Source organism: Cupriavidus sp. 05T41, from assembly GCF_056396525.1.
Genome location: NZ_JBFTLQ010000018.1, coordinates 71,159 through 93,362, shown reverse-complemented (window position 1 = coordinate 93,362; position 22,204 = coordinate 71,159). Strand labels below are relative to the sequence as shown.

Genomic DNA, 22,204 nt, shown 5'->3' with positions numbered 1-22,204 from the left:
GGCGTCATTGTAGTGCCGCTTGGACTTGCGATGACCGCCGGTGAGTATCGCGCACGGATGGCGTGGGCAGCTAACGGCCGACGGCCTGGCTCGTCTTGGTTTTGCGTGGCATGACATGCGCCTAGGCGACATGTTGTGCCCTAAGCACAAAATTCCTGACGGGCCCGTCTACGCACCGTACTGGCGGCGGCCCGTATTGCCGGGGCGGCGCGTGCCTGCAAAACCGTGTTCGCAAACACATTCCGTAGTGCGATTCGGCAATACACACGCCTCCCGCAAAATGGGACAAGCCCAAGAACGACGAAGCTCGCTCCATTCCCGATGAAAGGGAAAGCACATGTCGATGGAAACGAAATGCCCGTTCATGCATGCCGCGGGCAGCGGCACGTCGAACCGGGACTGGTGGCCCAATCAACTGAACCTGAAGATCCTGCACCAACACTCGCTCCTCTCCGACCCCATGGGCAAGGACTTCAACTACGCCGTCTCAATCGAGTCGCTTGCCATCCCGCGCTGCCGACGGCCGGGACGACGGAAATCGCACGCGCACGCGCAGGCCTGCGTTGCCGGGGGCCTGGCCCAGTTCGACATGGGCACCGTGCCGGTCGGCAATCTGCTTGACGATCGACAGCCCAAGGCCGCAGCCATCGGCCCGCGCGCCGCGTGCGCGATAGAAGCGGCCGAAGACCTTGTCTCGCTCGTCGGGCGGGATGCCCGGCCCGTTGTCATCGACTTCAAGCACGGCGTCACCCGCCGCATCACGCGTGACCGACACATCGATCTTCCCGCCCTCAGGCGTATAGCGGATCGCATTGTCCACAAGATTGGAGGCAAGCTCGCGCAGCAGCAGGGCCTTGCCTGTCATCCACACGGGTGCGCTGCCGTCGAAGCCGAGGTCGATCCGCTTGTCGAGTGCCTGCGGCAACAAATCAAAGCTCGCCTGACGGGCGAGTTCCACCAGATCCAGTTCCTCGTCGTCGACAATATGCCCCGCCTCGCTGCGCGCCAATGCCAGCAGTTGCTGGATCATGCGCGAGGTGGCATCGGTACTGTCGTGTATCTCCTCGACGATCTGGCGCATGCGTTGCGCATCGGACTGCGCCAGCGCCTGCGCGGCCTGGGTCCTGAGCACCGCGAGCGGCGTCTTCAGCTGGTGCGAGGCGTCGGCGATGAATTGCCGGTGCGCCTCGTTGATCTGGCGCTGGCGCTGGGTGTGCAGGTTGATTGCCTCGACCAGCGGAACCACTTCGCGCGGCACGGTCTGCGTCGCGATGGGCGTGAGGTCGGTCTCGTCGCGGCCCTTGATCTCGTCCCGGATGCGCCGCAAGGGCAGCAGGCCGCGCCGCACGCCGAGCGCGATCAGCAGCGCAGCCACAACGATCAGGGTCAGCTGCATCGCGCTGGCGTCGACCAGGATGCGCTTGGACAACGCCTCGCGGGCGCCCGTGGTCTCGCCGACCTCGATCAGTAACGGGCCGCAGATCCTGGCGTCGTAGACGGGCCGCCGCAGCGCCACCAGCCGCACGGGTTCCGCGTTGTACACGGCGTCGAGGAACAGCGGCGCATCGTCCTGCGGCGGCCTGGGTGGATCGGGAAGGTCTTCGTGGCCGGTGAACACCTTGGGCGGGTCGAGACAGCTCACCTTGTAGAAGATGCGGTCCTGCGAGCGGGTTTCCAGCATCTCCAGCGCGGCGTATGGCACGTCGACGCTGAGCTCGCCGTTCTGCACCGATACCCGCTCGGCGATGGCGAGCGCCGAGCCAAGCAGCGTGCGGTCGTAAGCCTGGTTGGCCTGCTCCAGCGTGCGCACGTAGCTGATGCAGAATCCGACCGCCCAGACGATCACCAGGGGAATCAGCAGCCACCGAAGAAGATGGTTACGCAGCCGGATCATCGCTGGCTTCCAGGCGATAACCCAGTCCGCGCAAGGTGCGGATCAGCGTGCCGCTGCCCTCCAGGCGCTTGCGCAGCCGGTGCACATAGATTTCCACGGCCTCCGCGCTGACGGCGTCGTCCAGCGAGCACAACTGCGCGCACATCTCCTGCTTGCTGACCGGCCGGCCGGCGCGGGTGATCAGCGTTTCCAGCACGCCGTGCTCGCGCCGCGGCAATACCAGCGGCTGGCCCGCCACGGTGAACTCCATGGCCACGCTGTCAAAGCACAGGCGGCCGAGTTCGAACAGCGCATGGGTGCGTCCCTGCCGGCGCCGCGCGATGGCGCGCAGGCGGGCGACCAGTTCGGTCAGGTCGAATGGCTTGGGCAGGTAGTCGTCGGCGCCGGCATTCAGCCCGCGCACGCGATCGGGCGTCTCCCCCGAGGCGGTAAGGATCAGGACCGGGACATCGTCGCCGCGCGCCCTGGCGCGGCGCAGCACCTCGATGCCGCTCAGGCCCGGCAATGCCAGGTCGAGTACGACCACGTCGTAGCTTTCGGCCTGCAGCAACTGATCGGCATGGAGCCCGTCGGAAACCACATCGAGCACCATGCCTGCGGCTCCCAGCGCCTCCATCAGCGAGCGGGCCAGTTTCGGGTTGTCTTCGACGAGTAGTGTGCGCATGGGCTTACTCCCGGGAGGAAACGCCAGCGCCCGCGGGAAATGCATCGGCGTAGATATAATGATGCGCCGACTCGGGCAGACTTGGGGGGGAACATGGCATTGAGAGCATGGTTGAGCGGTCTCCTCTTGTTGCTGACACTGGTCACGGCGAAGGCGCAGGTCCCGCAGAATTATCCCGGTGACTATGCGGCAACCATCACGGCCGCCCGCCAGGAGGGCAGGGTCGTCGTCTATTCTCCCACCGACATGGCCGAGGCCAGGTACCTGATTGCCGATTTCAAGTCCATGTACCCCGGCGTGGAGGTGGAGTACCACGACCTCAACAGCACCGAGATCTACGACCGCTTCCTGAGGGAAATCCAGAGCCGCAGCGCCACGGCCGACGTGCTGTGGAGTTCGGCCATGGACCTGCAGGTCAAGCTGGTCAATGACGGCCATGCCTTGCAGTATGCCTCCCCCGAACGCGCCCACCTGCCGGACTGGTCCGTGTGGAAGAACGAGGCCTGGGGCACGACGCTGGAGCCGGCCGGCTTTGCCTATAACAAGCACGCGCTGCCCGCGGCCGAGGTGCCACGCACGCATGCCGGTTTCATTCGCTTGCTCAAGGCGGATCCCGCGCGCTTCAAGGGCCGCGTCGTCACCTATGACCCGGCGGCCTCCAGCCTCGGCTTCCTGTTGGCCACGCAGGACGCCAAGGCGTCCGGCATGCTGTGGGAGGTAGCGCAGGCGCTGGGTGCCAGTCGCGCGCGGCAGGCGCCCAGCACGGATGCCATGCTGCAGAGCCTGTCCTCCGGTGAAAGCCTGCTGGCGTACAACGTGCTCGGTTCCTACGCTGCCAGCAGGATGCTCGCCGATCCCGCCATCGGCCTGGTCTATCCGCAGGACTACGTGCTGGTCGGCTCGCGCATTGCCTTTATCCAGCGACGCGCGGCGCATCCCAATGCCGCCAGGCTCTGGCTCGACTACATCCTCTCGAAGCGCGGGCAGGGCGTGCTGGCGAACAAGATGGGCTTGTTTGCGTTGCGCAGCGATGTGGCCGGCGGCGGCAACGCGGCGGTGTTTCGGCTTGACGCAGGCAGCAACATCCGGCCGATCGCAATCGGGGTCGGCCTGATGGCCTACCTCGACCGAAACAAGCGGCAGGACTTCCTAAGGCGCTGGAACGATGCGCTGGCGCGCTCGCCCTGACCCTATGGGTGCGCGAGCGCTTGCCGCCATTGCAGGATGAAATCCCGGTAGTTCTGATTGTTGAGGTAACCGATCAGGTCGGGGCCGACCGCGATCGGCCGCAGGCTGGCGCCAAGCGTCTGTCTCAGGCGCGCCGCGGTGTCTTCGCCTTCGACGTCGTCGCGCACGGCGAACAGGCGCGCGTTATTGGCAATCACGGTCTGGCCGCGCTTTGACAGCAGATAGTCGACCCACAGCTTCGCGGCATTCGGATGCGCCGCCTTCTTGCTCACCACCATGATGCGCGACATCACCAGCGTGTAGTCCTTCGGAAACACATAGCCGATCGATGGGTTCCTGCGCGCCTGCGCGAGCGTGTATGCGCCGAGCAGGTTGTAGCCGATCAGGGCCTGGCCGGAAGCCACGCGCCTGACCATGGCGTCGGTGGTCAGGTCGAGCCGCACACTGCTCTTGCCCAGGGCGCGGGCGACATCCCAGAAGTCCTGCGACACGGCGACATCCTGCGTTGCCAGGAAGAAGCCGAGCCCGGACTTCTCGATGTCGTAGCTGACCACCTTGCCCTGGAAGCGTTTCGGGTCCGCATTCAGCAGCCGCGCCAGATCCGCGTGCGTCTGCGGCACCTCGCCGGCTTTCAGTTGCGCCTTGTTGTAGGCAAGGACGACCGGCTCGTAGGTGGTGGCGAAGGCCTGGTCCTTCCAGTTCGCCCACTTGGGCAGGCTGGCCTTCTCCGGCGAGTCGTAGCGCATCGCGTAGCCATTGCTGACCAGCGCCGCCTGCTGGTCCATGGCCGAACTCCACAGCACGTCGGCCGATTCGCCGCCAAGCTGCGTTTCGGCGACGAACCGGTGGTATAGCACGGTGCTGTTCAGGTCCTCGTACGTGACATCGATGCGCGGGTACATCGTCCGGAAATCCGCGATCAGGACGTTGGCGACGCTGGCATCGGTGGTCGAGTAGATCACCAGCCGCCCTTCGTCTTCAGCGGCCCGGACGGTCGTCGCATAGGCCGGTGCATAGCCTGCCGGCACCCTGCCTCTGGCCGCATAGCCCATCAGCTCCCCGGATTCCCCCGGTTCCTGTGCCTGGCCGAGCGAACACAACAGTCCCAGTCCCATGGCGACAAGGAGCTTCATGCCTTGCCTTCGGGTGCGTACGGTGCGCGCAGCGGCGGCAATCGCCTGCGTGGACGGGATGGATTGGATGTCGTCGTGCATGGAGGGATGCCATCAAGGCGCATGGCCAACGAGGGGAATGACGCCGAGTACGACGGTGGCGATCAGCATGACCAGCGCCGCCGACAGCGCCCAGAGCATGGTGTAGCGCTGGTGGTCGCCGAACTCCACCTCGGCCAGGCCCACCAGCAGATAGGTCGAAGCCACCAGCGGGCTAAGCAGATGCACCTGCTGGCCGATCAAGGATGCGCGTCCGATCTCGGCGGCGCCGATGCCGTAGACCGCGGCCGCCTTGGCGAGGATCGGCAGGATGCCGAAGTAGAATGCGTCGTTAGAGATGAAGAAGGTGAAGGGGACGCTCAGCACGCCGGTCACGATCGCCATGTAAGGACCCATCCAGGGCGGCACCGCGGCAATCACGCTGGCCGCGATCGCATCGACCATCTTGGTGCCCGACAAGATGCCCACGAAGATGCCCGCCGCGAAGATCAGGGCCACCACCGGCACGATATTCCCCGCATGCGTGCTGATTCGTTCCTTCTGTTCGGCGAGGTTCGGGTAGTTGATCATGATCGCAATGGCCGAGGCCACCATGAACAGGACCTGCAGCGGCAGCGTGCCGAGGATCAGCAGTACCATCAGCACCACCGTCAGCAGCAGGTTGACCCACAACAGCCTGGGCCGGGCGATGCTCGGGTCGCCCATCGCCACGTCGGGCGCGGCAAGGCCGGCGGCCGCGCCGTCCAGGGCGATCGCACCGAGCCGCCTGCGTTCGCGACGCCCAAGGATGAACGCCACGAACAGGCCCCAGCAACCGGTAACGACCATCGGCAGGATCATCGGCACGAAGATCAGGCCCACGTCCACGCCCAGCGCGCTTGCCGCGCGCGCGGTGGGTCCGCCCCAGGGCAGGATGTTCATCAGCCCGCCGGCCATCATGATCACGCAGGCCAGCACGAGGCGGCTGATGCCCAGCCGCTTGTAGAGCGGAAGCATGGCGGCGCAGGTGATCATATAGGTGGTCGACCCGTCGCCGTCGAGCGACACCAGCACCGCCAGCACGAAGGTACCGACCACGATCTTCATCGGATCGCCGCCCACCAGCCGCAGGATCCGGCGCACGACAGGGTCGAACAGCCCGGCGTCGATCATCAGGCCGAAATACAGGATGGCGAACATCAGCATCACGCCGGTCGGCGCGAGCTTCTTGATGCCATCCAGCATCATCGGGCCTAGTTGCATGCCGAAGCCCCCGATCAGCCCGAATACGATCGGCACCAGGATCAGGGCGACCATGGCCGACAGGCGCTTGGTCATGATCAGCGCCATGAACACGATGACCATCGAGTAGGCAAGCAGGGTCAACATACCGCGTTCCTCCTGTTCCTAGGCCACGAACTGGCACTTGGAAGCCGCCGTGCGCGTATCCATGTTCCGGCCCCGGTTGAGGTGATCGTCGATCTCGGCGGCGCAGCCGAGCATGCGCGGGTACAGGAAGATCGTGAAGGCAGCCGTCTCCAGCGCACTTTCCGTGTATTGCCCGCTCTGGTAAGGCTGCCACAACATCTTGAGCAGCAGCGCGGCGATCACGGCGTCGATATTCACGCAGTAAACATTGCGCGACACACCCTCGTCGAACAAGGTCTGCACCAGTGTGCGGTAGAACGCGTGGAACACGTTGTACTCGCCGCGCTCGGCGAACAGCGTCGCGATGAACACTTCACGCGGGTCGTGGTTCACTGGTTTGTCCTTGAACACCGGGTGGTTGACGCCAGGGATTTTCTGGATGTCAAGGCTGCCCGTATTCTTCTTGTTTGCCTTGTAATCAGCATAGTGCTTGACGTAGCGCTGCGCGAGTGCTTTGAGGTCGATGCCGTGGTTGGGGTTGCCCGGGTCCTTGAGTCCCGCATCCCTGAACTGCTCGATCAGGAACGCGATGCCCTCGTAGCCGTTGCCGCCATGCGCATAGCCGGTGTGGGTCAGGAAGCCGACCAGCCCCTTGTTGAGCTGCACGCGCTCCGGGTCTTCCGGGCCGTCGGCGGACACCGCGCCCTTGGCGCCCTGCGCCGAGATCGTGCCCGGCCCGTTGCTCAACAGCAGCCCGACCAGCACCTGGAATGCGTGCAGATCTGCCGCATTGGCCGGCAGGCCCAGCAGTGCGATGAAGGCAACCTCGCTGATCGAGCGCTGCTCGAGGATGTCGCGGGTCGCCATGCCGCAGAAGCCATCGGCCGTGTGCTGGTCCGCCGGAACGGAGGCGCCGATCAGCGCGCCGAACAGGCGTATCCACCATGGCAGGCTCTCCGCGGTGATCCGCGACACGCGCTTGCGCTTGAGCGGGCCCCAGGCCAGCGTGGTGGCGATGGCGGCCAGTACGGCATCTTCCGTCGGATGTCCGGGCAAGGCCTGGAGGTAACGCACGAACACCGATCTGGCCCCCCGCGCTTCCAGCCCTTTGAGCATGGCGGCAGCACGGTCGTCGGGCCGATCCGCGACGAACAGGCCCGGCGATTCAAGCCGGACCCTGCCGGTGTCGAAGTCTTCGTCCATCGCGTCACCGAGGCCGGCCGCGGCGAAGGCGTCGATCAGCATGCGCGTCAGGGCGCGCGCGCGCTCCTGCGTGCGTGGACCGAGGATGCTGGCGGCCGCGGCCAACACGCTGTTGGGCGCATTGCCGGCATCGCGCGAGGCTTGGGCCGCCGCCAGGGCAGGGTGGCCGTGCAGGTTCAGCGAGGCAGCCACGGCCACGTTGATCAGCTTCTGATCGTTGATGCCGCCGGGCTCGTGCAGCAGCGCAAGGCTTACGTTGACTTCCAGCGGATACTGCGCCGCATCGAGCATCGATACCCCGTGCAGGCTGGTCAGCTGCGTCCTGGCATCCATCTGCGAAACGCCCGAGGTATCCTTCATCGGCTGGCGCGGCAGCACGGCGCCGATCTGCTGGTCGAGCGCGCTGATCTGCTGGCCGTACGGCGCGGGTGCCTGCACCACGGGCAGGTCGAGATCGGCCGGCAGCGACAGGCCCTGGCTGGAGCTGAACCAGGGCTTTAGCTCCATGGTGCCTTCGGGCTCGAAATCGGGTTCCACGCCGTTGGCGCGCATCACGGCGGTCAGTGCGGCAGGAATGTCGGCAATATTGACCACAACCGCGCCCTTGGCCGAGAACACCGGGTTCCTGGGCGTGAACAGTCCGTCGACGCCGAACTTCTCCATAAACCAGCGTTCCTTGGATTCGGCGTCGTCGCCGCCGCCCGCCATGGCGCCGGCATGGCCGACCGCGCGGGTGAGCCTGCTCTTCCAGCGCCCCACCACGCAGGCCACCACCGGCTTGGTGAAGGTGGCATCGCGCTCATAGAAGCCGCCTGGCTCGCAGTACAGCACGGCAGCCTTGCTGCGATCATCGTTGGCCAGCGCGTGGGCGAATTCCGGCGCGGCATAGTGGATGTAGACGTCCTTGCCGCTCGATATCAGCGTGGTCGTGCCCCAGCCCGCCATGCGCATGTACTGCGCAATGGTGGTGGTGAAGCTGCCGGAGTTGGACAGGATTGCGATCGAACCCTTGCGCAGCGTATCGCCCGGCGCGTCGCCGCCGAGGGCGCCGCCGATGCGTACCTGGTTCCAGGCATCGGCCACGCCGAGGCTGTTGCCACCGAAGATATCGATGCCGTTCAACTGGGCCAGGGCCCGGATCTCGCGGGCATCGTGCACCGACATCTTCTCGGTCGGGATAAAGATCTTCTTCAGCTCCGGATTGACCCGCACCAGTTCGACCACGCCATCGTCGGCCGCGGACGGCGGCAGGTAGACCACGCCGCAATTGAAGCGATGCCCTGCCTCCAGGCCTTCCCGCACGTTGTTGTAGACGGGAATCGGCCCGGCGGGGGTGTCGAGCACCTGGCCCCTGCGGCCGGGCGAGGTGCCGAACACCACATTGCCGCCCGAGTAGGCATGGCCTACGGGCGTGACGTCGCTGGATTCCCCTCCCATGATATTCAGCACACACACGCGATCTTCGCGTGTCGCCACCTCGGCCAATGAATTGATGCCGACGAAATACTTGAAATCGCTTACACCCTTGATGCGCATCGCAGTCTCCAGACAGTGACTTCAGGCGGTCACATTCAATCGGGCCGCGACTTGCTCACGGCCACCGGCTTTCATCCACGCATCCACCTTGCGGGCATGGTCGACCACCTCGCTCATGGCCGAGTCGAAGCCAAAGCTGACGTAGGGAAGGCCCAGCGACTCGCAGGTGTCGCGCAGCACGGCCATGCCGCGCACCAGGTTCGGGCCGCCGCGCCCGACCACCACATACAGCGGTGAGGGGCCGTATTTGCCGAAGTGCTCACGCAACGCGTCGGCCATGGCACGGAAGGTCTCGAAGATGTCCGTGTTGTTGGACTTGCCGCCGATGATGAACAGGACGTTGCTCTGCTTGAGCCAGTGCTTGAAGCAGATACTGGCGACAGCCTTCATTTTTTCGTACGGTGGATTGCCGCCGAAATCGGATGAGATGATCGCGTCGTCGCCCAGCATCTGCGTGACCAGCGAGTTGGCGCCGCCACCGAACGTCGGGGCCAGGATGGTTCCCTTGTCGTTGATGATGTACACGTCGCTCTGGCCCTGGTACGTGCGCAGCTGATTGATCTCCTGTTCGAAGGGCGATGTGTCGGCGGCGAACAAATGCGCGGGCAGGTTCAGGCGTTGCCAGCGCGGATCGTCGTGGTCGAAGCCGCATTTGAAGTCGCAGGCCACCGGCGTAAGCCGCCCGCGCTTGTCGGCGCGCATGCGGATCGGGTTGAGTTCCAGCGTGGTCATGCCGTAGTCGTGGAACAGGTCCCACAGGTTGGGCAGGAACTGCACCAGCGGGGAAATGATTTCCTTCGGTGCGTTCAGGCGGCTCAGCGCGTTCGCCACCACGAAGGCCTTGAGACCGGTCAGCGGGCTGAACGGCACGCGCGCGATCTGGCTGTTGTCGAGCTCCTCGATCTCCATGCCGCCGTGATGGGTCAGGGTCATGGTCGGCGCGCGGAATTCGGTGGAATCGGTCAGCGAGAAATAGATTTCATGGTCGGAAGGCACGCCGCCTTCGAACGTCACGCCATTGGCCTTGGCGCGCTGGTAGCCGTGCTGGTGTTCGACGAAATACAGGCGTTCCTTTTCCTTGAGCGCCGAAGCCAGGTCGCTGACGCGGCCAAGCAGGCCGGCCTTGCCCTTCTTGCCGACGCCCCCGCGGAAGACGGGCTTGATGAAGACTTGCTTGTGGCGTTCGATCAGGTCCTTGATCTGGTCGTCGTTGGCGTCGGGCCCGAGCACTTCAGCGGTGGGAAAACCCACGAGCTGCAGCAACCGCGCGCCGTGAAGCATGCCGGTGATTTGCATGGTGTCTCCTACATCTATTGACCACTGATGGGAACCAATGCTAGTTCACCGAAGCTTTCGCCAGCCTTTCATCCGGGGCTAGGGGATTTCCCGCATGCCTGCCGCGCGAGCGGCGCCTCGCATGAGCACTGCGTTGCGCTTTTTCCCGCGCGCGGTTCGCGGACAAGCCCCGCTGCCTTCATGCACGGCAGGTTGCGGCCGGGGGCGAGTCAGTCGAGTGAGGTCACGGCACCCGAGCCGGCGCCGAAGTGGATCTCCCGCCGCACGCGATCTGCGTCAGCGCCAATCCGGAACGGTATTGCCATGGCGGCCGTATTCCGTCTGCCCGAGCCGGAATCGGTTGAATCCAGATCCATCCGTCGATGGCGGCATCAGATGCAGATCCACTCCGGTTGAAAAAAAACTACAGCCTTTCAAATACGCCGGCCGACTGATGAATAAGACAAATTGAATAGGGGCAGGCATAAAACCGGCGTGGGCAATACGAATGACAATCTTCGTGACCAGACATGAAAAATTTGTCACCTCGCGTGCTAAATCATGTCAATTGACATCGATTTAGGTGTCAACCATGATCGCTCGCGGCCACAGGGAACGGTGGCCTTATCCCGCGAATTGAATGGTGAAATGTGTTCGCCGGATACATATAAGACATAGATAAATCTAGCGTTCCCATATAAAAAGAAGGGTCAACAACGCCATGCAATTCCTTGCTCATCAACGTGGGCCGGCCTCCCTATTGGCCGCGATTTTCCTTGTGACCGCATGTGGCGGAGGCGGCGGTGGCGATGGCGCCGCGGCACAGTCGTCCACGCCGCAGGCGCAAGCCTATACGCCGCTGTTCACCTCCGATACGCCGCTCATGGAGCAGATCCAGTATCGCGAACCGGACGGCACACTCGTGACCTTGATGGGCTCTCGCCCGACCGAGCGTCACGCGCGCGAGCGCGGGGAACCATGGGACGCGCCCGATGCGGGTCCCGGCCGCTACCTGACGTTTCCGACGTTCTACTTTCAGAACCGTACGTTCGGCATCGAGATTCGCGACGGCGTGCCTGCCGGCCGCCAGCGCATCGAGATGTACCTGCGCGTCAACCAGGGCATCTTCGATGGCACCACGTTCAGTCTCTTCCGCAATGTGCTCGACCCCACGGTGCGCGACTACGGTTGGTCGCTGAACTATGGCTTCAATAATCCGAAGGAAGGTGGGCTGCCGATCTGCCGCGAGGCCCAGCCACGCGAAGACTGCATGATGGTCGTCGATTCGAACTGGCGTACGGATCCGCATAGTCCGCTGAAGATTGGCGACAAGGTCGAACTTGCGCCGGCGCCGAGGCTCAAGCGCGATCCGGTCGTCGATGGCGGGGGCAGCCGCTACTATTCGTTCGAACAGCTCTACATCGTGGGCGTGGGCATGCGCCCGTGGTACGGCATTGCGCCCAATCTCGACTCCGAGCCGTTGCCCGACGACACGCTGCTGGGCGGCCAGGCCAGCATTTCGTACAACTACTCGGAGGAGCCGATGCGGGTCTTCCAGCAGATGGCGAACAACATCGGCATTGCCAATACGCAGCGTTTTGTCGAAGGTCGCCGCCTGTTCCACACGTCGTTCGCGGATGGCACGCACTCGGAGCACGACAAGGACAACCCGGTATTCACGGCGCACATCGGCCAGCTCGGCCCGCGCTACAACCAGCCGCGCTGCATCGAGTGCCATACCAACAACGGGCGCAGCAAGGCGTCGGGCATTGGTGCCGGGCTTGATACGATATCGTTCCTGACGGCAACGGCCGATGGCAAGCCGGATCCCGTCTATGGCCACAACGTGCAACAGCATGCGCAGAACCCCGCCGCGCCTGCCTATGACGTGACCGTGCAGTCGTACGAGACGACGGTGCGCACATTGCCCGAGGGCGAGAAGGTGGAACTGGTCAAGCCGGTCTATGCGTTCAAGGGCCCCACGCCGGCGAGCTTTTCGACGCGCCAGGCGCCGCAGGTCATCGGCATGGGCCTGCTCGAGGCCGTTGCCGAACCAACCATTCTCGCCCTGGCCGATCCGGACGATGCCAATGGCGACGGCGTGAAAGGCGTGCCGAACTTCGTCGTCGATCCGGAGACGGGCAAGACGCACCTTGGCCGGTTCGGCTGGAAGGCCTCGAAGGGAAGCATCCGGCAACAGGCGGCGGATGCGCTGATGAAAGACATGGGTGTCACCTCGCCGGTACTGCCGGATCGTGGTTGCCAGCGTGGCGCGCCGGATTGCCGCGGCTCGACCGTCCCCACCTCGGTCAGCGAGACTGAACTGCAGCGCCTGTCGACCTATCTGTCGCTCATCGGCGTGCCCGCCCAGCGCAAGCTGCGCAGCGGCTTCCCGGATGGCGTGCGCGTGTCGCCCGAGCATGATGTCGACCCGCCATTGATCGCACGCGGCGGCGATCTGTTCACGCAAGTCCGCTGCGTGGCCTGCCACACCCCGACCATGAAGACCGGCAATACGCACCCGTTTGCCGAACTGCGCGAACAGACGATCCATCCATACAGCGATCTGCTGCTGCACGACATGGGTCCGGGGCTGGCCGACACGCTGGCGGAAGCACGCGCCTATCCCAGTCAATGGCGGACCGCGCCGCTGTGGGGCATTGGGTCGCTGCGCTTTGTCCAGGGCGCCGACACCAGTGTGCGCCTGCTCCATGACGGTCGGGCGCGCAGCCTGGCGGAAGCCATCCTCTGGCACGGGGGGGAGGCGACGGACAGCCGCACGCGCTACGAGGCCCTCCCGAAGGACGACCGCAACGCGATCGCAGCGTTTCTGCAGTCCTTGTAATCCGGGTCGCCTGCTCGCTCCCGCAGATTGGCGTGAGCAGGCTCTCACAGTCTTCTTTCGGAATTTCCAATGAATGCGCGCAACGTGATCGGCCACGGTCTGCTGGCCATGGCGATGGCCTTCGCCATGGCGGCATGCGGTGGCGGCGAGGATGCCTCCGCACCGAACAGCGGCAACGGAGCCGCCGGCAATGGGGGGAGCATCGCACCCGCCACGCCTGCCACGCCGCCTGTATCGACGCCAACCATCAACAAGAGCGCCAAGCGAGGCGTGGTCTACGATCTGGCCAGCGCGGCCGACTTCGCCGCTCTCGCACCCGGCGTATCCTGGTGGTACAACTGGGCATCGCAACCGGCTGCCGCGGCGCCTGCCGACGTCAAGGCTGCCTATGGGATGGACTACATTCCCATGCTCTGGAACGGGAGCTTCGACGCTGCCGCCATAGAGGCGTATCTGCGCGCCCATCCAGGGATCCGGTATCTGCTGTTGATGAACGAGCCGAACCTGGTCGACCAGGCCAACCTTGCGCCAGCCGCCGCCGCTGCCGCGTGGCCTCGCTACGAGAGCATTGGCGCCCATACCGGCGTGAAGCTGGTGGGTCCCACCGTGACATGGGGAACAATGCCTGGCTTCGAGGATCCGGTGACGTGGCTCGACGCGTTCTACACGGCGTATCGCGCAGCCAACGGCAACCGGGATCCGCAGATCGACTACCTGGCCTTCCACTGGTATGACTATGGCCTGGGCGGTCAGCTCGATCGCCTTGCCAAATACGGAAAGCCGTTCTGGGTAACCGAGTTTGCCAACTGGCACTCAGGCAGCGATGGCGCGCAGATCGACACGCCGGACAAGCAGAAGCAGCAAATGCAGGACATGGTGGCGACATGCGAGCAGCGCCCCGACGTGTTCCGGTACGCGTGGTTCACGGGTCGATGGGGCAGCGATGTCCATTTCACGGGCCTGCTTGCCGCCGACGGCCAGTTGACGGCGCTTGGCCGGTACTACCTGAGCTTGCCGTACTGATTCGACTCGGGGCCGGTTCCCTGTTAGACCAGCCGCATTCAGCGATAGTGGCCATGGCGCTCCAGCACCTCGATCTTGTAGCCATCGGGGTCCTGGATGAAGAAGAAGCGGGCCAGCAGCGTGTCGCCGTCCTTGAACTCCTTGACGGCAAGCGGCTGGTAGCCGGCCTGGACCAGTTCGGCATGCCGGGCCGCCACATCGTCCACGACGACCGCAACGTGGCCGTAGCCGTCACCATGGGTGTAGGGCTCCTGGCGGCCCTTGTTCCAGGTGAGCTCGATCTCGGCATCGTTCTCGGCATTGCGCAGGTACACCAGCGCGAAATCGGGAAAGTCCAGCGTATGCGACGGCGTCATGCCGAGGACGTCGCGGTAGAACTTCATGGACGCTTCGAGATCGCGCACGCGAATCATCGTATGAATGAACTTGGCCATGGTGATGGGCTCGAGGAGCGTTAGTGGGTGATGCGCGATGGCTTGGGGTGCGGGAACACCTGGGCTTCGGCCGGGCTGTCGGCGGGCCTGGCGCCGCCCTCCAGCCGGTCGCATTTGCGGCGCAGGTAGCGCAGGCAGGTCACGCGCAGGAAGGAGGTGAAGTTCAGCACGTCGCCCCTGTGCCGCAGGATCTCGTCGTGGAACTGCACGATCAGCGCATTGGTGGTCATGCCTTCCTCCGCGGCCAGCGTCGAGAGCGTGTCCCAGACGAAGTTCTCGAGCCGGATGCTGGACTGCACGCCATGAATGCGGATGGAGCGCGTGCGCGATTCGTACAGGATGGGATCGGCGGTGATGAAGAATTCGCACATGGGCGGCTCCTGGCGGGATCGGTGCTGAATGCTCGAGGTGCTCAGATCGAGCGTCGCGAAATCTGCGAAGCGATGTAGTCGGCCTGGCGGATCGCCAGGGTGACAATGGTCAGCGTCGGGTTCTCGGCGCCACCGGTAGTGAACTGGCTGCCGTCACTGATGAACAGGTTGGGGATGTCGTGGGTCTGTCCCCATTTGTTGCAGACCCCGTCCTGCGCACGCGCGCTCATGCGGGCGGTCCCCAGGTTATGGGTCGACGGATACGGTGGTGTGCGGAAGGTCTTGATTGCCCCCACCGCTCCGTAGATGCGTTCGGCCTGGGTATAGGCGTGGGTGCGCATGGCGACATCGTTGTCGTGGTCGTCGAAATGCACGTTGGGCACGTAGTTGCCAAACTGGTCCTTCACGCTGGTGTTCAGCGTGACGCGGTTGCTTTCGCGGGGCATGTCCTCGCCCACCAGCCAGGCGCCGGCCAGGTTGGTGTACCGGTCCATCCACCAGGTGAAGTCCGCGCCCCAGCCGCCGGGGTTCAGGAACGCCGCCATGAACGGGAGGCCGAGCGACAGCGTCTCCAGCTCGTAGCCGCCTGCGAATCCCCGCCGCGTGTCGTTGCGCGCCTCGTCGCGCACGATGCCGGCCATGGTGGTGCCGCGATACATGTGCACCGGTTCGTTGAATGCGGCATAGACCGACCCCGTCATGTGGCGCATGTAGTTGCGCCCCACCTGGCCCGACGAGTTGGCCAGGCCGTCCTTGAACAGGTTCGACGACGACAGCAGCAGCAGGCGCGGCGTTTCGATGGCATTGCCGGCCACGCAGACGATGCGCGCCATCTGGCGTTGTTCCTTGCCGTCCTGGTCGATGTAGACCACGGCGTTGACACGGCCCTTGTCATTGTGTTCGATCCGCGTCACGTGCGATTGGGTGCGCAGCTCGAAGCGGCCGGTGGCGTCTGCCTGGGGCAGTTCGGTGTACAGGGTCGACCATTTGGCGCCGCTCTTGCAGCCCTCGAAGCAGAAGCCGAGCTGCATGCAGCTCGCGCGCCCCGCGCGAGGGCGGCTGTTGATCGCCATGTTGCCGGTGTGCACTTCCTTGTAGCCCAGCTTGGTGGCGCCGTTGTACATGACCTTGAAGTTGTTGTTGCCTGGCAGCCCCGGAATCCCGCTGGTGCGGGTGACGCCCATCTTGTCCTCGGCCTTCGCGTAGTAGGGTTGCAGTTCCTTGAGCGTCAGCGGCCAGTCCATCAGGTTGGCGCCCTTGATCTCGCCATACACCGTGCGCGCGCGGAACTCATGATCCTGCAGGCGCAGCGAGGCGCCGGCCCAGTGCGTGGTGGTGCCGCCCACGGTCTTGCAGGTCCACGCGGGCAGGCCGGCGAAGTCCTTGGCCACGCGCCAGCTGCCCGAGGTGGTGCGCTTGTCCAGCCAGGCCAGCTGGCTGAAGGCCTTCCATTCGTCGTTGATGAAGCTGGCACTGGATTGCTTGCCACCAGCCTCCAGCACCACGACCTTGATGCGCTTGCGGCAGAGCTCGTTGGCCAGCGTGCCGCCGCCCGCGCCAGAGCCGATGATGACCACCACCGAGTCGTCCTTGAAGTCGAACTTCGCCATGCTTGTCTCCTATGTCGAACCCCGGCGCCTGGCCCGGGCCCGCTTTTGTCCGGCACGCCATGGCGCCGGACCGGGATATGCACTTGCCGCGGCGACCTTGTGCGGCGGTCAGCCCATGTAGGGGGCAGGACTGGCTTTGGCCGGCGGATCGGGCAGCCACTTCAGGTCCTGGAAGCCGCGCGCGATATAGCCGCCTTTTTCCCAGGACGAGCCGGGGTAGCCGAAGGTGGCGAATGCCATCTCGTTGTCGTAGAGGGAGGTCACGCACTTGCCGCGCACGGTGTCGAAGAAGGGCTTGCCCTCCAGCGCCTTCACCGCCGCGAGCCGCTGCTCGGCGCCGGCCTTGACGAAGCTGCCGCCGGCCTGCTGGTTCAGCGCGGCAATGCCGTCCTGCAATTGCTTGGCCACCTGCGCGTCGGCGGTGGCGGCCTGGTCGAGGTCCTTGGCCAGCAGCGCGTAGACCGCATCGGGCAGCTTGTCGTGGGGGAATAGCACGCGCCCCATCTGGAGCAGGGTGTCGCCATCGGCCTTGCTCAGCGTCTTGAGCTCGACCGCCCACACGGTGGAGGGCGCCAGCAGCGCCAACGGGCTGCCCACGGCCAACGTGCCGATCAGCACGCCCGTGCCCTTGAGCAGGTTCCTGCGTGTGATGGCGAGTGTCTTGCGGGGCGCGACGGTGCCGCCATCGGGCGCTTGCGCAACCGGGAAAACGGGGATGATTTGCATGGTGGGGGTCTCCAGCGTGTTGGTCGTGGCCGTCCTGTGCCGGCCCGGTACCGCATGGATGCGATGCAGGCGGTTACTTGTCGGGGCTTCCGTCCGGCACCTGCCGCGCCAACACCCTGGCAGCGGCATCCGACAGGCCCGGCCGGGGCGGCATTTCAGGCTGGCCCCGCTTGCCCTTTTTGCGCGCCTGGATGCTGGCGGCCAACATCGCCGGATCCATCCCCTCGTACTTCGCGGCGGCCTCCCTGTACGCAGGCCCGGCCGCCAGCCATGCGCCGCCGGCCAGTGTGGCAGCAGCCTGCTTGCGAATGCCATGCCCGCGCGCTGCCGCGCCAGGGCATGGCGCGGGCCTTCGCGCTGACGATGCGGGGATCGATGTCATGGGGGGAGCTCCTGAATAATCTGCTGTACCCGTTCGGTGCGGGACTGGATTTGACTATAGGAGCAAGCTGGCATACGCGGGTCACAGCCCGCTATTCGCAGGGAAAACCCTGAGGGGCAGCCACGTTGCGCTGGCTATCCCGTTGGCGGCAACGCGCGCCGACTCGCGTGAGCCGGAGCGGCGATTCTGCTGCGCGCCCGCGCACGGCATGCGGGCTGTTGCATAGCAGCAAGAAACCGTGCCGCCGCGTTGCCGTGCCGGGCGGGTTCAGTCAGTCCTTGATGTGTCCCGCCTCGCGCTCGCCGCGATGCCGTGGCGCGAGGCCGGCGGGAACCGCCGCGCCATCCTATGAGAATCGCCTGGAGCCTGCCTTGATTCTCGTCTCAGGCGATGCGCCTCGCGCCTGCCCGGGCCGGGCAATAGCGGGTGAAGCGGCGGCGCAGCGAAGGCAGCCGGTGTTATTCGACCCGGATGCTGCGGGCCTTGACCAGTGCATGCCAGCGCAAGGACTCTGTCTGCAGGAAGCCCGCGAAGGCCTGCGGGGCGTTCCCGACCGGATCGAGCCCGGCCTGCTGCAGCCTGGCACGCACGCCTGGATCGGCAACTGCCTTCTGCGCGGCGTTGGCGATGGCCTGCATGCGGTCCGGTGCGGTGCCCTTGGGCAGGAACAGGCCGTTCCATTCGAGCACTTCGTAATCGGGCATGCCGCTCTCGGCCAGGGTCGGCGTATTGGGCAAGGCCTTCATCCGCGTCCTGGAGGTCACCGCGAGCGCCCTGAGCTTGCCGCCGGTAACGTATTGCAGCGTCGAGGCCGTGTTGCCGAAATAGGATGCGACCTGTCCCCCCATCACATCGGTGAGCGCCGGCGCTCCGCCTTTGTACGGCACGTGCAGCAGCTCGATCCTTGCCTGTTCGTTGAACATCTCCGCGGCAAGATGCGACCCGGTCCCTGCGCCGGCGGACGCGTAGGTCAGCTTGCCGGGCGCCTTCTTGGCCGCGGCAACGAAGTCGGCAACGGACTTGTAGGGTGCGTTTGCTGCTACCACGAGGATCTGCGGCGCGGTTGCCACCAGCGAGACGGGAATGAAATCCCTGGCCGGATCGAACGGAAGCTTGCGCAGGGCCCCGTTGACCGCGAATGCCGATGCGTCATAGAGCACGGTGTAGCCGTCTGGCGTGGCCTTCGCCACGGCGTCGGCGCCGATGACGCCGCCGGCGCCCGGCTTGTTGTCGATGACGATCGTTTGCCCCAGGATCTCTCCCATCTTCTGCGCCACGATACGCGCGGTATTGTCGGCACCGCCGCCCGCCGAGTAGGGCACCACCATGCGGATCGGCTTGTCGGGGAAGGCGAGCGCGCCGAGCGGCAGCAGGGCGGCCAGGATGGCCAGGCTCTTGCCAAGGCCATGCAGCGTCTTTTTCATATTGTCTCCTTTGAGGATGGCCGGCTTATGCGGCCTCGAATCCGTACAGCAAGGCAGGGTTGTCCACCAGGATCTTGCGGCGGACCTCCTCGCTGCCCGACCAATGGGTGAGCAAGTCGTACAGCAGCGCATCGTCCGGCTTGTGCCGGGTCTCCGTGGGGTGAGGCCAGTCGCTGCCCCAGACCAGTCGGTCGGGGGCGGTTCGCACCCATGCCATTGCCACCGGATCGATATCCGCATAGCGCCCGGCGGCGCCGGCGAGGGAGTCGAGGTAGGCGCCGGACAGCTTCAGCCAGGCCTTGCCGCCATCCAGCAGGCCGGACACGACGGCAAACGCGGGGTGGGCAGTTCCCCCGGGCAGGGGCAAGCGGGCCAGGTGATCGAAGACCAGGGGGGTGTCCAGCCGCGACAGCAAGTCACGGTGTCCGACGATCTGGTCCGCGGTCCAATGCAGCTGCAAATGCCATCCGAGCCCGGCGACGCGGCTTGCAAGGGATTCCACCATGTCGAATCCCACCACGGCGTGTGCCGCCGTGTAGAGCGAAAAGCGTATCCCCCGGATGCCGCCCGCGTGGAGCGCGAGCAACGCATCGTCCGTGATATCGGGCCGTATCACCGCGACGCCGCGCGTGCTGGCGGCGCCCAGCCGCCGGATCGCGTCGAGCGTGGCGCTGTTGTCCGTCCAGTAGCAGCGCGGCTGCACGATGACCGCGCGGGTGGTGCCGGTCAATGCCTGCACGCGACGGTAGTCTTCCACCGTGGCCTGCGCCAGAACCGGGGCGACCGCGGCGAAACGCGTGTCGTAGATGTGCAGGTGGGAGTCGCAGGCATCGGCGAGCGCCGCGCTGCGCGGGGCGCCAGTCGCCGAGCTGTTGGGCACCAGCGGCACCGGCGGCACCAGCGGCCCGGTGCGGCCCGCCATGGGATCAGGCATCGCGTCCCAGCCTGTCCGCTGCGTCGCGGACCTTGTCGCCATGCTGATCGAGCGTAGGCGCGGCGAATGGCTCGGGGCCGGGCGTACGGCCGAACCTGATGGCGCGCGTGAAGCCGCGATAGCGGCCGACCACGGGGTGGTCGAACGTGGTGACCATGTCCTCCGCGGCGACCTGCGGGAAGTCGAACATGTCTTCCACCGAGCGCGCGGCCGCGCATGGAACTTCTTCGCCGAACACGGCTTCCCAGTCCAGGGCCGTCCGTCCCTCCAGGGCGGCGTGCAGCCGGGGCACGATTTCCTCTTGGTGCTCGGCTCGCTTGCGCACGGTATCGTAGCGGTCGGTCGACAGCAGCTCGGTCAGGCCGGTCTTCTCGCACAGCGCCTTCCAGAAATGCGGGGTATTGGCGGAGATGTAGATATAGCCCTCTCTGGTGGGATGGATGCCCGTGATCCCGCCGGAGCGCATGTCGCGCCCGACCTCCCGGGGTTCCGAGTCGGCCCACACCATCCGTGCCGACTGCATGGTCAGCGCCGCACGCAGCAGCGACACGCCCACATATTGCCCCACGCCGCTCTTCTCGCGCTCGTAGAGCGCCGAGCCAACCGCTCCCGCGACCAGCGCCGCCGCGTAGTAATCGACCACGGAGCCGTACAGGATCTCCGGCGGGCCGCCGTGCTTGCCCTGCAGCGTGCACATACCCGTCATGGTCTGCAGCACCTGGTCGTAGCCGGCCTTGTCCTTGAGCGGGCCCGTCTCGCCGTAGCCGGTGACGGCGCAGTAGATCAGGCGCGGATTGATGGCGCGGAGCTGCTCGTAGCCGATGCCGAGCCGGTCCGGGACGCTGGGGCGGAAGTTGTGGACCAGGATGTCCGCGTTGCGCACCAGCGCAAGCAGCCGCTCCAGGCCGGCCGGATCTTTCAGGTCGAGCACCACGCCCAGCTTGCTTCGGTTGACGCCCAGGAAGGCCCGGCTCTCGGCTTCCAGCGTCGAAGGATACTTGCGCAGGTTGTCGCCCGCCGGCGGTTCGACCTTGAGGACCTCCGCGCCCTGGTCCGCGAGCAGCGAGCAGCCATACGGGCCGGCGATATAGGCGCTCAGGTCGAGCACGCGCACGCCGCTCAGCGGGCCAGGCTGTCCTGGCCGCGATGCGCCGAATGCGCCGAATGCGCAGTCTGCGGCAGTCATGTTGGTTTGCATAAAGCCTCCGGATGCGGATGGAAACTCAGTCCGCGACAATGTTCTGCTGCCTGGCAAGCTGCTTCCACCTGGCGACATCGGCGGCGATGGTGTCGGCGAATTGCCTGGGGGTGACGGGTTTTGCCTCGGCGCCTTCCTTGAGGATGGCGGCCTTGACGGATGGCTTGGCCAGGGCCGTGTTCACTGCCGCATTGAGCCGGTCGACGACCGCCGCGGGTGTGCCCGCGGGCGCGAGAAAGCCCCACCAGAGTTCAAACTCGTAGCCCGGGACGGCGCTGGCCATGGGGACCAGGTCCGGCGCGATGGGGCTGGGCTTCAGGCTGGTGATGCCAACGGCCCGGACCTTGCCGGCCCTGACCATGGGCAGCAGCGAGGGGCCGCTCGAGATCAGCACCTGCGTCTGGTTGCCGATCAGGTCGGTGATGGCTGGCCCCATGCCGCGGTAGGGCACATGTGTGATGGCGAGTTTCCCGGCCCTGGCCTTGAGCAGTTCCGTGCCGAACTGATTGACGCTTCCGGGGCCCGAAGACGCATAGTTGAACTTGCCCGGATTGGCCCGGATCGCGTTGACCAGATCCTGCGGCGTCCTGGCGGGAAAGTCATTGCTGACCGCCACGATGAAGGGGCCCTGGGCCAGCATCGCTACCGGCGCAAAGCTCTTGATCGCGTCGTAGGGCAGCTTGCTCTGTATGGCCGCGTTGGTCGTCATGCTCGAGGACACCGCGACCAGGGTGTAGCCATCGGACGCCGCCTTTGCCACGATCCCGGTACCGGTGTTGCCGCTTGCGCCGGGCCGGTTGTCGATGATCACCGGCTGCCTGAGCTCCTCGCCGATTTCCTTCGCCACGATCCGCGCGAAGGTGTCATTGGAGCCGCCTGGCGGATAGGGAACGACGATGGTGATGGGCTTGGACGGATATTCCTGCGCGGCGTGCGCATGGGGCGACGCGGCCAGCGTGCCGGACGCGGCGATCAGCG

At 65.5% G+C, this 22,204-nt stretch carries 18 protein-coding genes; 3 read left to right on the top strand and 15 right to left on the bottom strand.

Annotation, left to right across the window (positions count from 1 at the left end; all coding sequences use genetic code 11):
- Positions 1 to 487: 487 nt before the first annotated feature.
- The gene (locus AC1DKV_RS13535; protein ID WP_441620627.1) at positions 488 to 1,894 is read right to left on the bottom strand and encodes a sensor histidine kinase; all 1,407 of its coding nucleotides are present in this window, start codon (positions 1,892 to 1,894) and stop codon (positions 488 to 490) included.
- Positions 1,878 to 2,558 (bottom strand): response regulator, encoded by a 681-nt coding sequence (locus tag AC1DKV_RS13530; RefSeq protein WP_441643367.1) that lies wholly within the window; start codon positions 2,556 to 2,558, stop codon positions 1,878 to 1,880. Before AC1DKV_RS13530 ends, AC1DKV_RS13535 begins: the two co-directional genes overlap by 17 nt.
- Before the next feature lie 93 nt (positions 2,559 to 2,651).
- Between AC1DKV_RS13530 and AC1DKV_RS13525 the strand changes: the two genes are divergently transcribed.
- A complete protein-coding gene (locus tag AC1DKV_RS13525; RefSeq protein WP_441620623.1) occupies positions 2,652 to 3,746 on the top strand; it encodes an ABC transporter substrate-binding protein in 1,095 nt (364 codons plus the stop codon).
- Between the two features lie 2 nt (positions 3,747 to 3,748).
- Here the strand turns inward: AC1DKV_RS13525 and AC1DKV_RS13520 are convergent, their stop codons facing one another.
- Genes AC1DKV_RS13520 through AC1DKV_RS13505 form a run of 4 tightly spaced genes read right to left on the bottom strand, consistent with a single transcriptional unit; the run spans position 3,749 to position 10,300 of the window.
- Positions 3,749 to 4,960, bottom strand: a complete 1,212-nt coding sequence (locus tag AC1DKV_RS13520) for an ABC transporter substrate-binding protein (protein ID WP_441620621.1) — start codon at positions 4,958 to 4,960, stop codon at positions 3,749 to 3,751.
- Positions 4,961 to 4,972: 12 nt separating this feature from the next.
- Positions 4,973 to 6,286, bottom strand: a complete 1,314-nt coding sequence (locus tag AC1DKV_RS13515) for a CitMHS family transporter (RefSeq protein ID WP_441620619.1) — start codon at positions 6,284 to 6,286, stop codon at positions 4,973 to 4,975.
- An 18-nt stretch (positions 6,287 to 6,304) separates the two neighbouring features.
- Positions 6,305 to 9,004, bottom strand: coding sequence for a CoA-binding protein (locus tag AC1DKV_RS13510; RefSeq protein WP_441620618.1), 2,700 nt, complete (start codon positions 9,002 to 9,004; stop codon positions 6,305 to 6,307).
- 21 nt (positions 9,005 to 9,025) lie between these two features.
- Positions 9,026 to 10,300 (bottom strand): ATP citrate lyase citrate-binding domain-containing protein, encoded by a 1,275-nt coding sequence (locus tag AC1DKV_RS13505; protein ID WP_441620616.1) that lies wholly within the window; start codon positions 10,298 to 10,300, stop codon positions 9,026 to 9,028.
- Between the two features lie 757 nt (positions 10,301 to 11,057).
- On the opposite strand from AC1DKV_RS13505, the gene AC1DKV_RS13500 reads away from it, so the two are divergent.
- The gene (locus tag AC1DKV_RS13500) at positions 11,058 to 13,124 is read left to right on the top strand and encodes a di-heme oxidoreductase family protein (RefSeq protein ID WP_441620614.1); all 2,067 of its coding nucleotides are present in this window, start codon (positions 11,058 to 11,060) and stop codon (positions 13,122 to 13,124) included.
- Between the two features lie 69 nt (positions 13,125 to 13,193).
- On the top strand, positions 13,194 to 14,147 hold the full coding sequence (locus AC1DKV_RS13495; RefSeq protein WP_441620612.1) for a glycosyl hydrolase: 954 nt from the start codon (positions 13,194 to 13,196) through the stop codon (positions 14,145 to 14,147).
- A gap of 38 nt (positions 14,148 to 14,185) precedes the next feature.
- Here the strand turns inward: AC1DKV_RS13495 and AC1DKV_RS13490 are convergent, their stop codons facing one another.
- The 9 genes from AC1DKV_RS13490 to AC1DKV_RS13450 form a co-directional block, all read right to left on the bottom strand.
- Complete coding sequence (locus tag AC1DKV_RS13490) at positions 14,186 to 14,581, bottom strand: VOC family protein (protein WP_441620610.1); 396 nt, start codon at positions 14,579 to 14,581, stop codon at positions 14,186 to 14,188.
- Between the two features lie 20 nt (positions 14,582 to 14,601).
- On the bottom strand, positions 14,602 to 14,952 hold the full coding sequence (locus AC1DKV_RS13485; RefSeq protein ID WP_441620608.1) for a ribbon-helix-helix domain-containing protein: 351 nt from the start codon (positions 14,950 to 14,952) through the stop codon (positions 14,602 to 14,604).
- A gap of 41 nt (positions 14,953 to 14,993) precedes the next feature.
- Complete coding sequence (locus AC1DKV_RS13480; RefSeq protein WP_441620606.1) at positions 14,994 to 16,562, bottom strand: GMC family oxidoreductase; 1,569 nt, start codon at positions 16,560 to 16,562, stop codon at positions 14,994 to 14,996.
- 108 nt (positions 16,563 to 16,670) lie between these two features.
- The gene (locus AC1DKV_RS13475) at positions 16,671 to 17,288 is read right to left on the bottom strand and encodes a twin-arginine translocation signal domain-containing protein (RefSeq protein ID WP_441620604.1); all 618 of its coding nucleotides are present in this window, start codon (positions 17,286 to 17,288) and stop codon (positions 16,671 to 16,673) included.
- Between the two features lie 73 nt (positions 17,289 to 17,361).
- On the bottom strand, positions 17,362 to 17,670 hold the full coding sequence (locus AC1DKV_RS13470; protein ID WP_441620602.1) for a c-type cytochrome: 309 nt from the start codon (positions 17,668 to 17,670) through the stop codon (positions 17,362 to 17,364).
- 458 nt (positions 17,671 to 18,128) lie between these two features.
- Positions 18,129 to 19,094: a tripartite tricarboxylate transporter substrate binding protein gene (locus AC1DKV_RS13465; RefSeq protein ID WP_441620600.1), complete on the bottom strand. Its 966-nt coding sequence runs from the start codon at positions 19,092 to 19,094 to the stop codon at positions 18,129 to 18,131.
- A gap of 25 nt (positions 19,095 to 19,119) precedes the next feature.
- Entirely contained in the window at positions 19,120 to 20,028 is a 909-nt protein-coding gene (locus tag AC1DKV_RS13460; protein WP_441620598.1) for an amidohydrolase family protein, read from the bottom strand.
- Positions 20,021 to 21,214 (bottom strand): CoA transferase, encoded by a 1,194-nt coding sequence (locus AC1DKV_RS13455; RefSeq protein WP_441620596.1) that lies wholly within the window; start codon positions 21,212 to 21,214, stop codon positions 20,021 to 20,023. Before AC1DKV_RS13455 ends, AC1DKV_RS13460 begins: the two co-directional genes overlap by 8 nt.
- A gap of 37 nt (positions 21,215 to 21,251) precedes the next feature.
- Positions 21,252 to 22,202, bottom strand: coding sequence for a tripartite tricarboxylate transporter substrate binding protein (locus AC1DKV_RS13450; protein ID WP_441620653.1), 951 nt, complete (start codon positions 22,200 to 22,202; stop codon positions 21,252 to 21,254).
- Positions 22,203 to 22,204: the final 2 nt, after the last annotated feature.

Bases quoted from the DNA above. Each gene is read 5' to 3' on its own strand.
- AC1DKV_RS13535 (WP_441620627.1), bottom strand. From the start codon at position 1,894: ATGATCCGGCTGCGTAACCATCTTCTTCGGTGGCTGCTGATTCCCCTG.
- AC1DKV_RS13530 (WP_441643367.1), bottom strand. From the start codon at position 2,558: ATGCGCACACTACTCGTCGAAGACAACCCGAAACTGGCCCGCTCGCTG.
- AC1DKV_RS13525 (WP_441620623.1), top strand. From the start codon at position 2,652: ATGGCATTGAGAGCATGGTTGAGCGGTCTCCTCTTGTTGCTGACACTG.
- AC1DKV_RS13520 (WP_441620621.1), bottom strand. From the start codon at position 4,960: ATGCACGACGACATCCAATCCATCCCGTCCACGCAGGCGATTGCCGCC.
- AC1DKV_RS13515 (WP_441620619.1), bottom strand. From the start codon at position 6,286: ATGTTGACCCTGCTTGCCTACTCGATGGTCATCGTGTTCATGGCGCTG.
- AC1DKV_RS13510 (WP_441620618.1), bottom strand. From the start codon at position 9,004: ATGCGCATCAAGGGTGTAAGCGATTTCAAGTATTTCGTCGGCATCAAT.
- AC1DKV_RS13505 (WP_441620616.1), bottom strand. From the start codon at position 10,300: ATGCAAATCACCGGCATGCTTCACGGCGCGCGGTTGCTGCAGCTCGTG.
- AC1DKV_RS13495 (WP_441620612.1), top strand. From the start codon at position 13,194: ATGAATGCGCGCAACGTGATCGGCCACGGTCTGCTGGCCATGGCGATG.
- AC1DKV_RS13490 (WP_441620610.1), bottom strand. From the start codon at position 14,581: ATGGCCAAGTTCATTCATACGATGATTCGCGTGCGCGATCTCGAAGCG.
- AC1DKV_RS13485 (WP_441620608.1), bottom strand. From the start codon at position 14,952: ATGTGCGAATTCTTCATCACCGCCGATCCCATCCTGTACGAATCGCGC.
- AC1DKV_RS13480 (WP_441620606.1), bottom strand. From the start codon at position 16,562: ATGGCGAAGTTCGACTTCAAGGACGACTCGGTGGTGGTCATCATCGGC.
- AC1DKV_RS13475 (WP_441620604.1), bottom strand. From the start codon at position 17,288: ATGCAAATCATCCCCGTTTTCCCGGTTGCGCAAGCGCCCGATGGCGGC.
- AC1DKV_RS13470 (WP_441620602.1), bottom strand. From the start codon at position 17,670: ATGACATCGATCCCCGCATCGTCAGCGCGAAGGCCCGCGCCATGCCCT.
- AC1DKV_RS13465 (WP_441620600.1), bottom strand. From the start codon at position 19,094: ATGAAAAAGACGCTGCATGGCCTTGGCAAGAGCCTGGCCATCCTGGCC.
- AC1DKV_RS13460 (WP_441620598.1), bottom strand. From the start codon at position 20,028: ATGCCTGATCCCATGGCGGGCCGCACCGGGCCGCTGGTGCCGCCGGTG.
- AC1DKV_RS13455 (WP_441620596.1), bottom strand. From the start codon at position 21,214: ATGACTGCCGCAGACTGCGCATTCGGCGCATTCGGCGCATCGCGGCCA.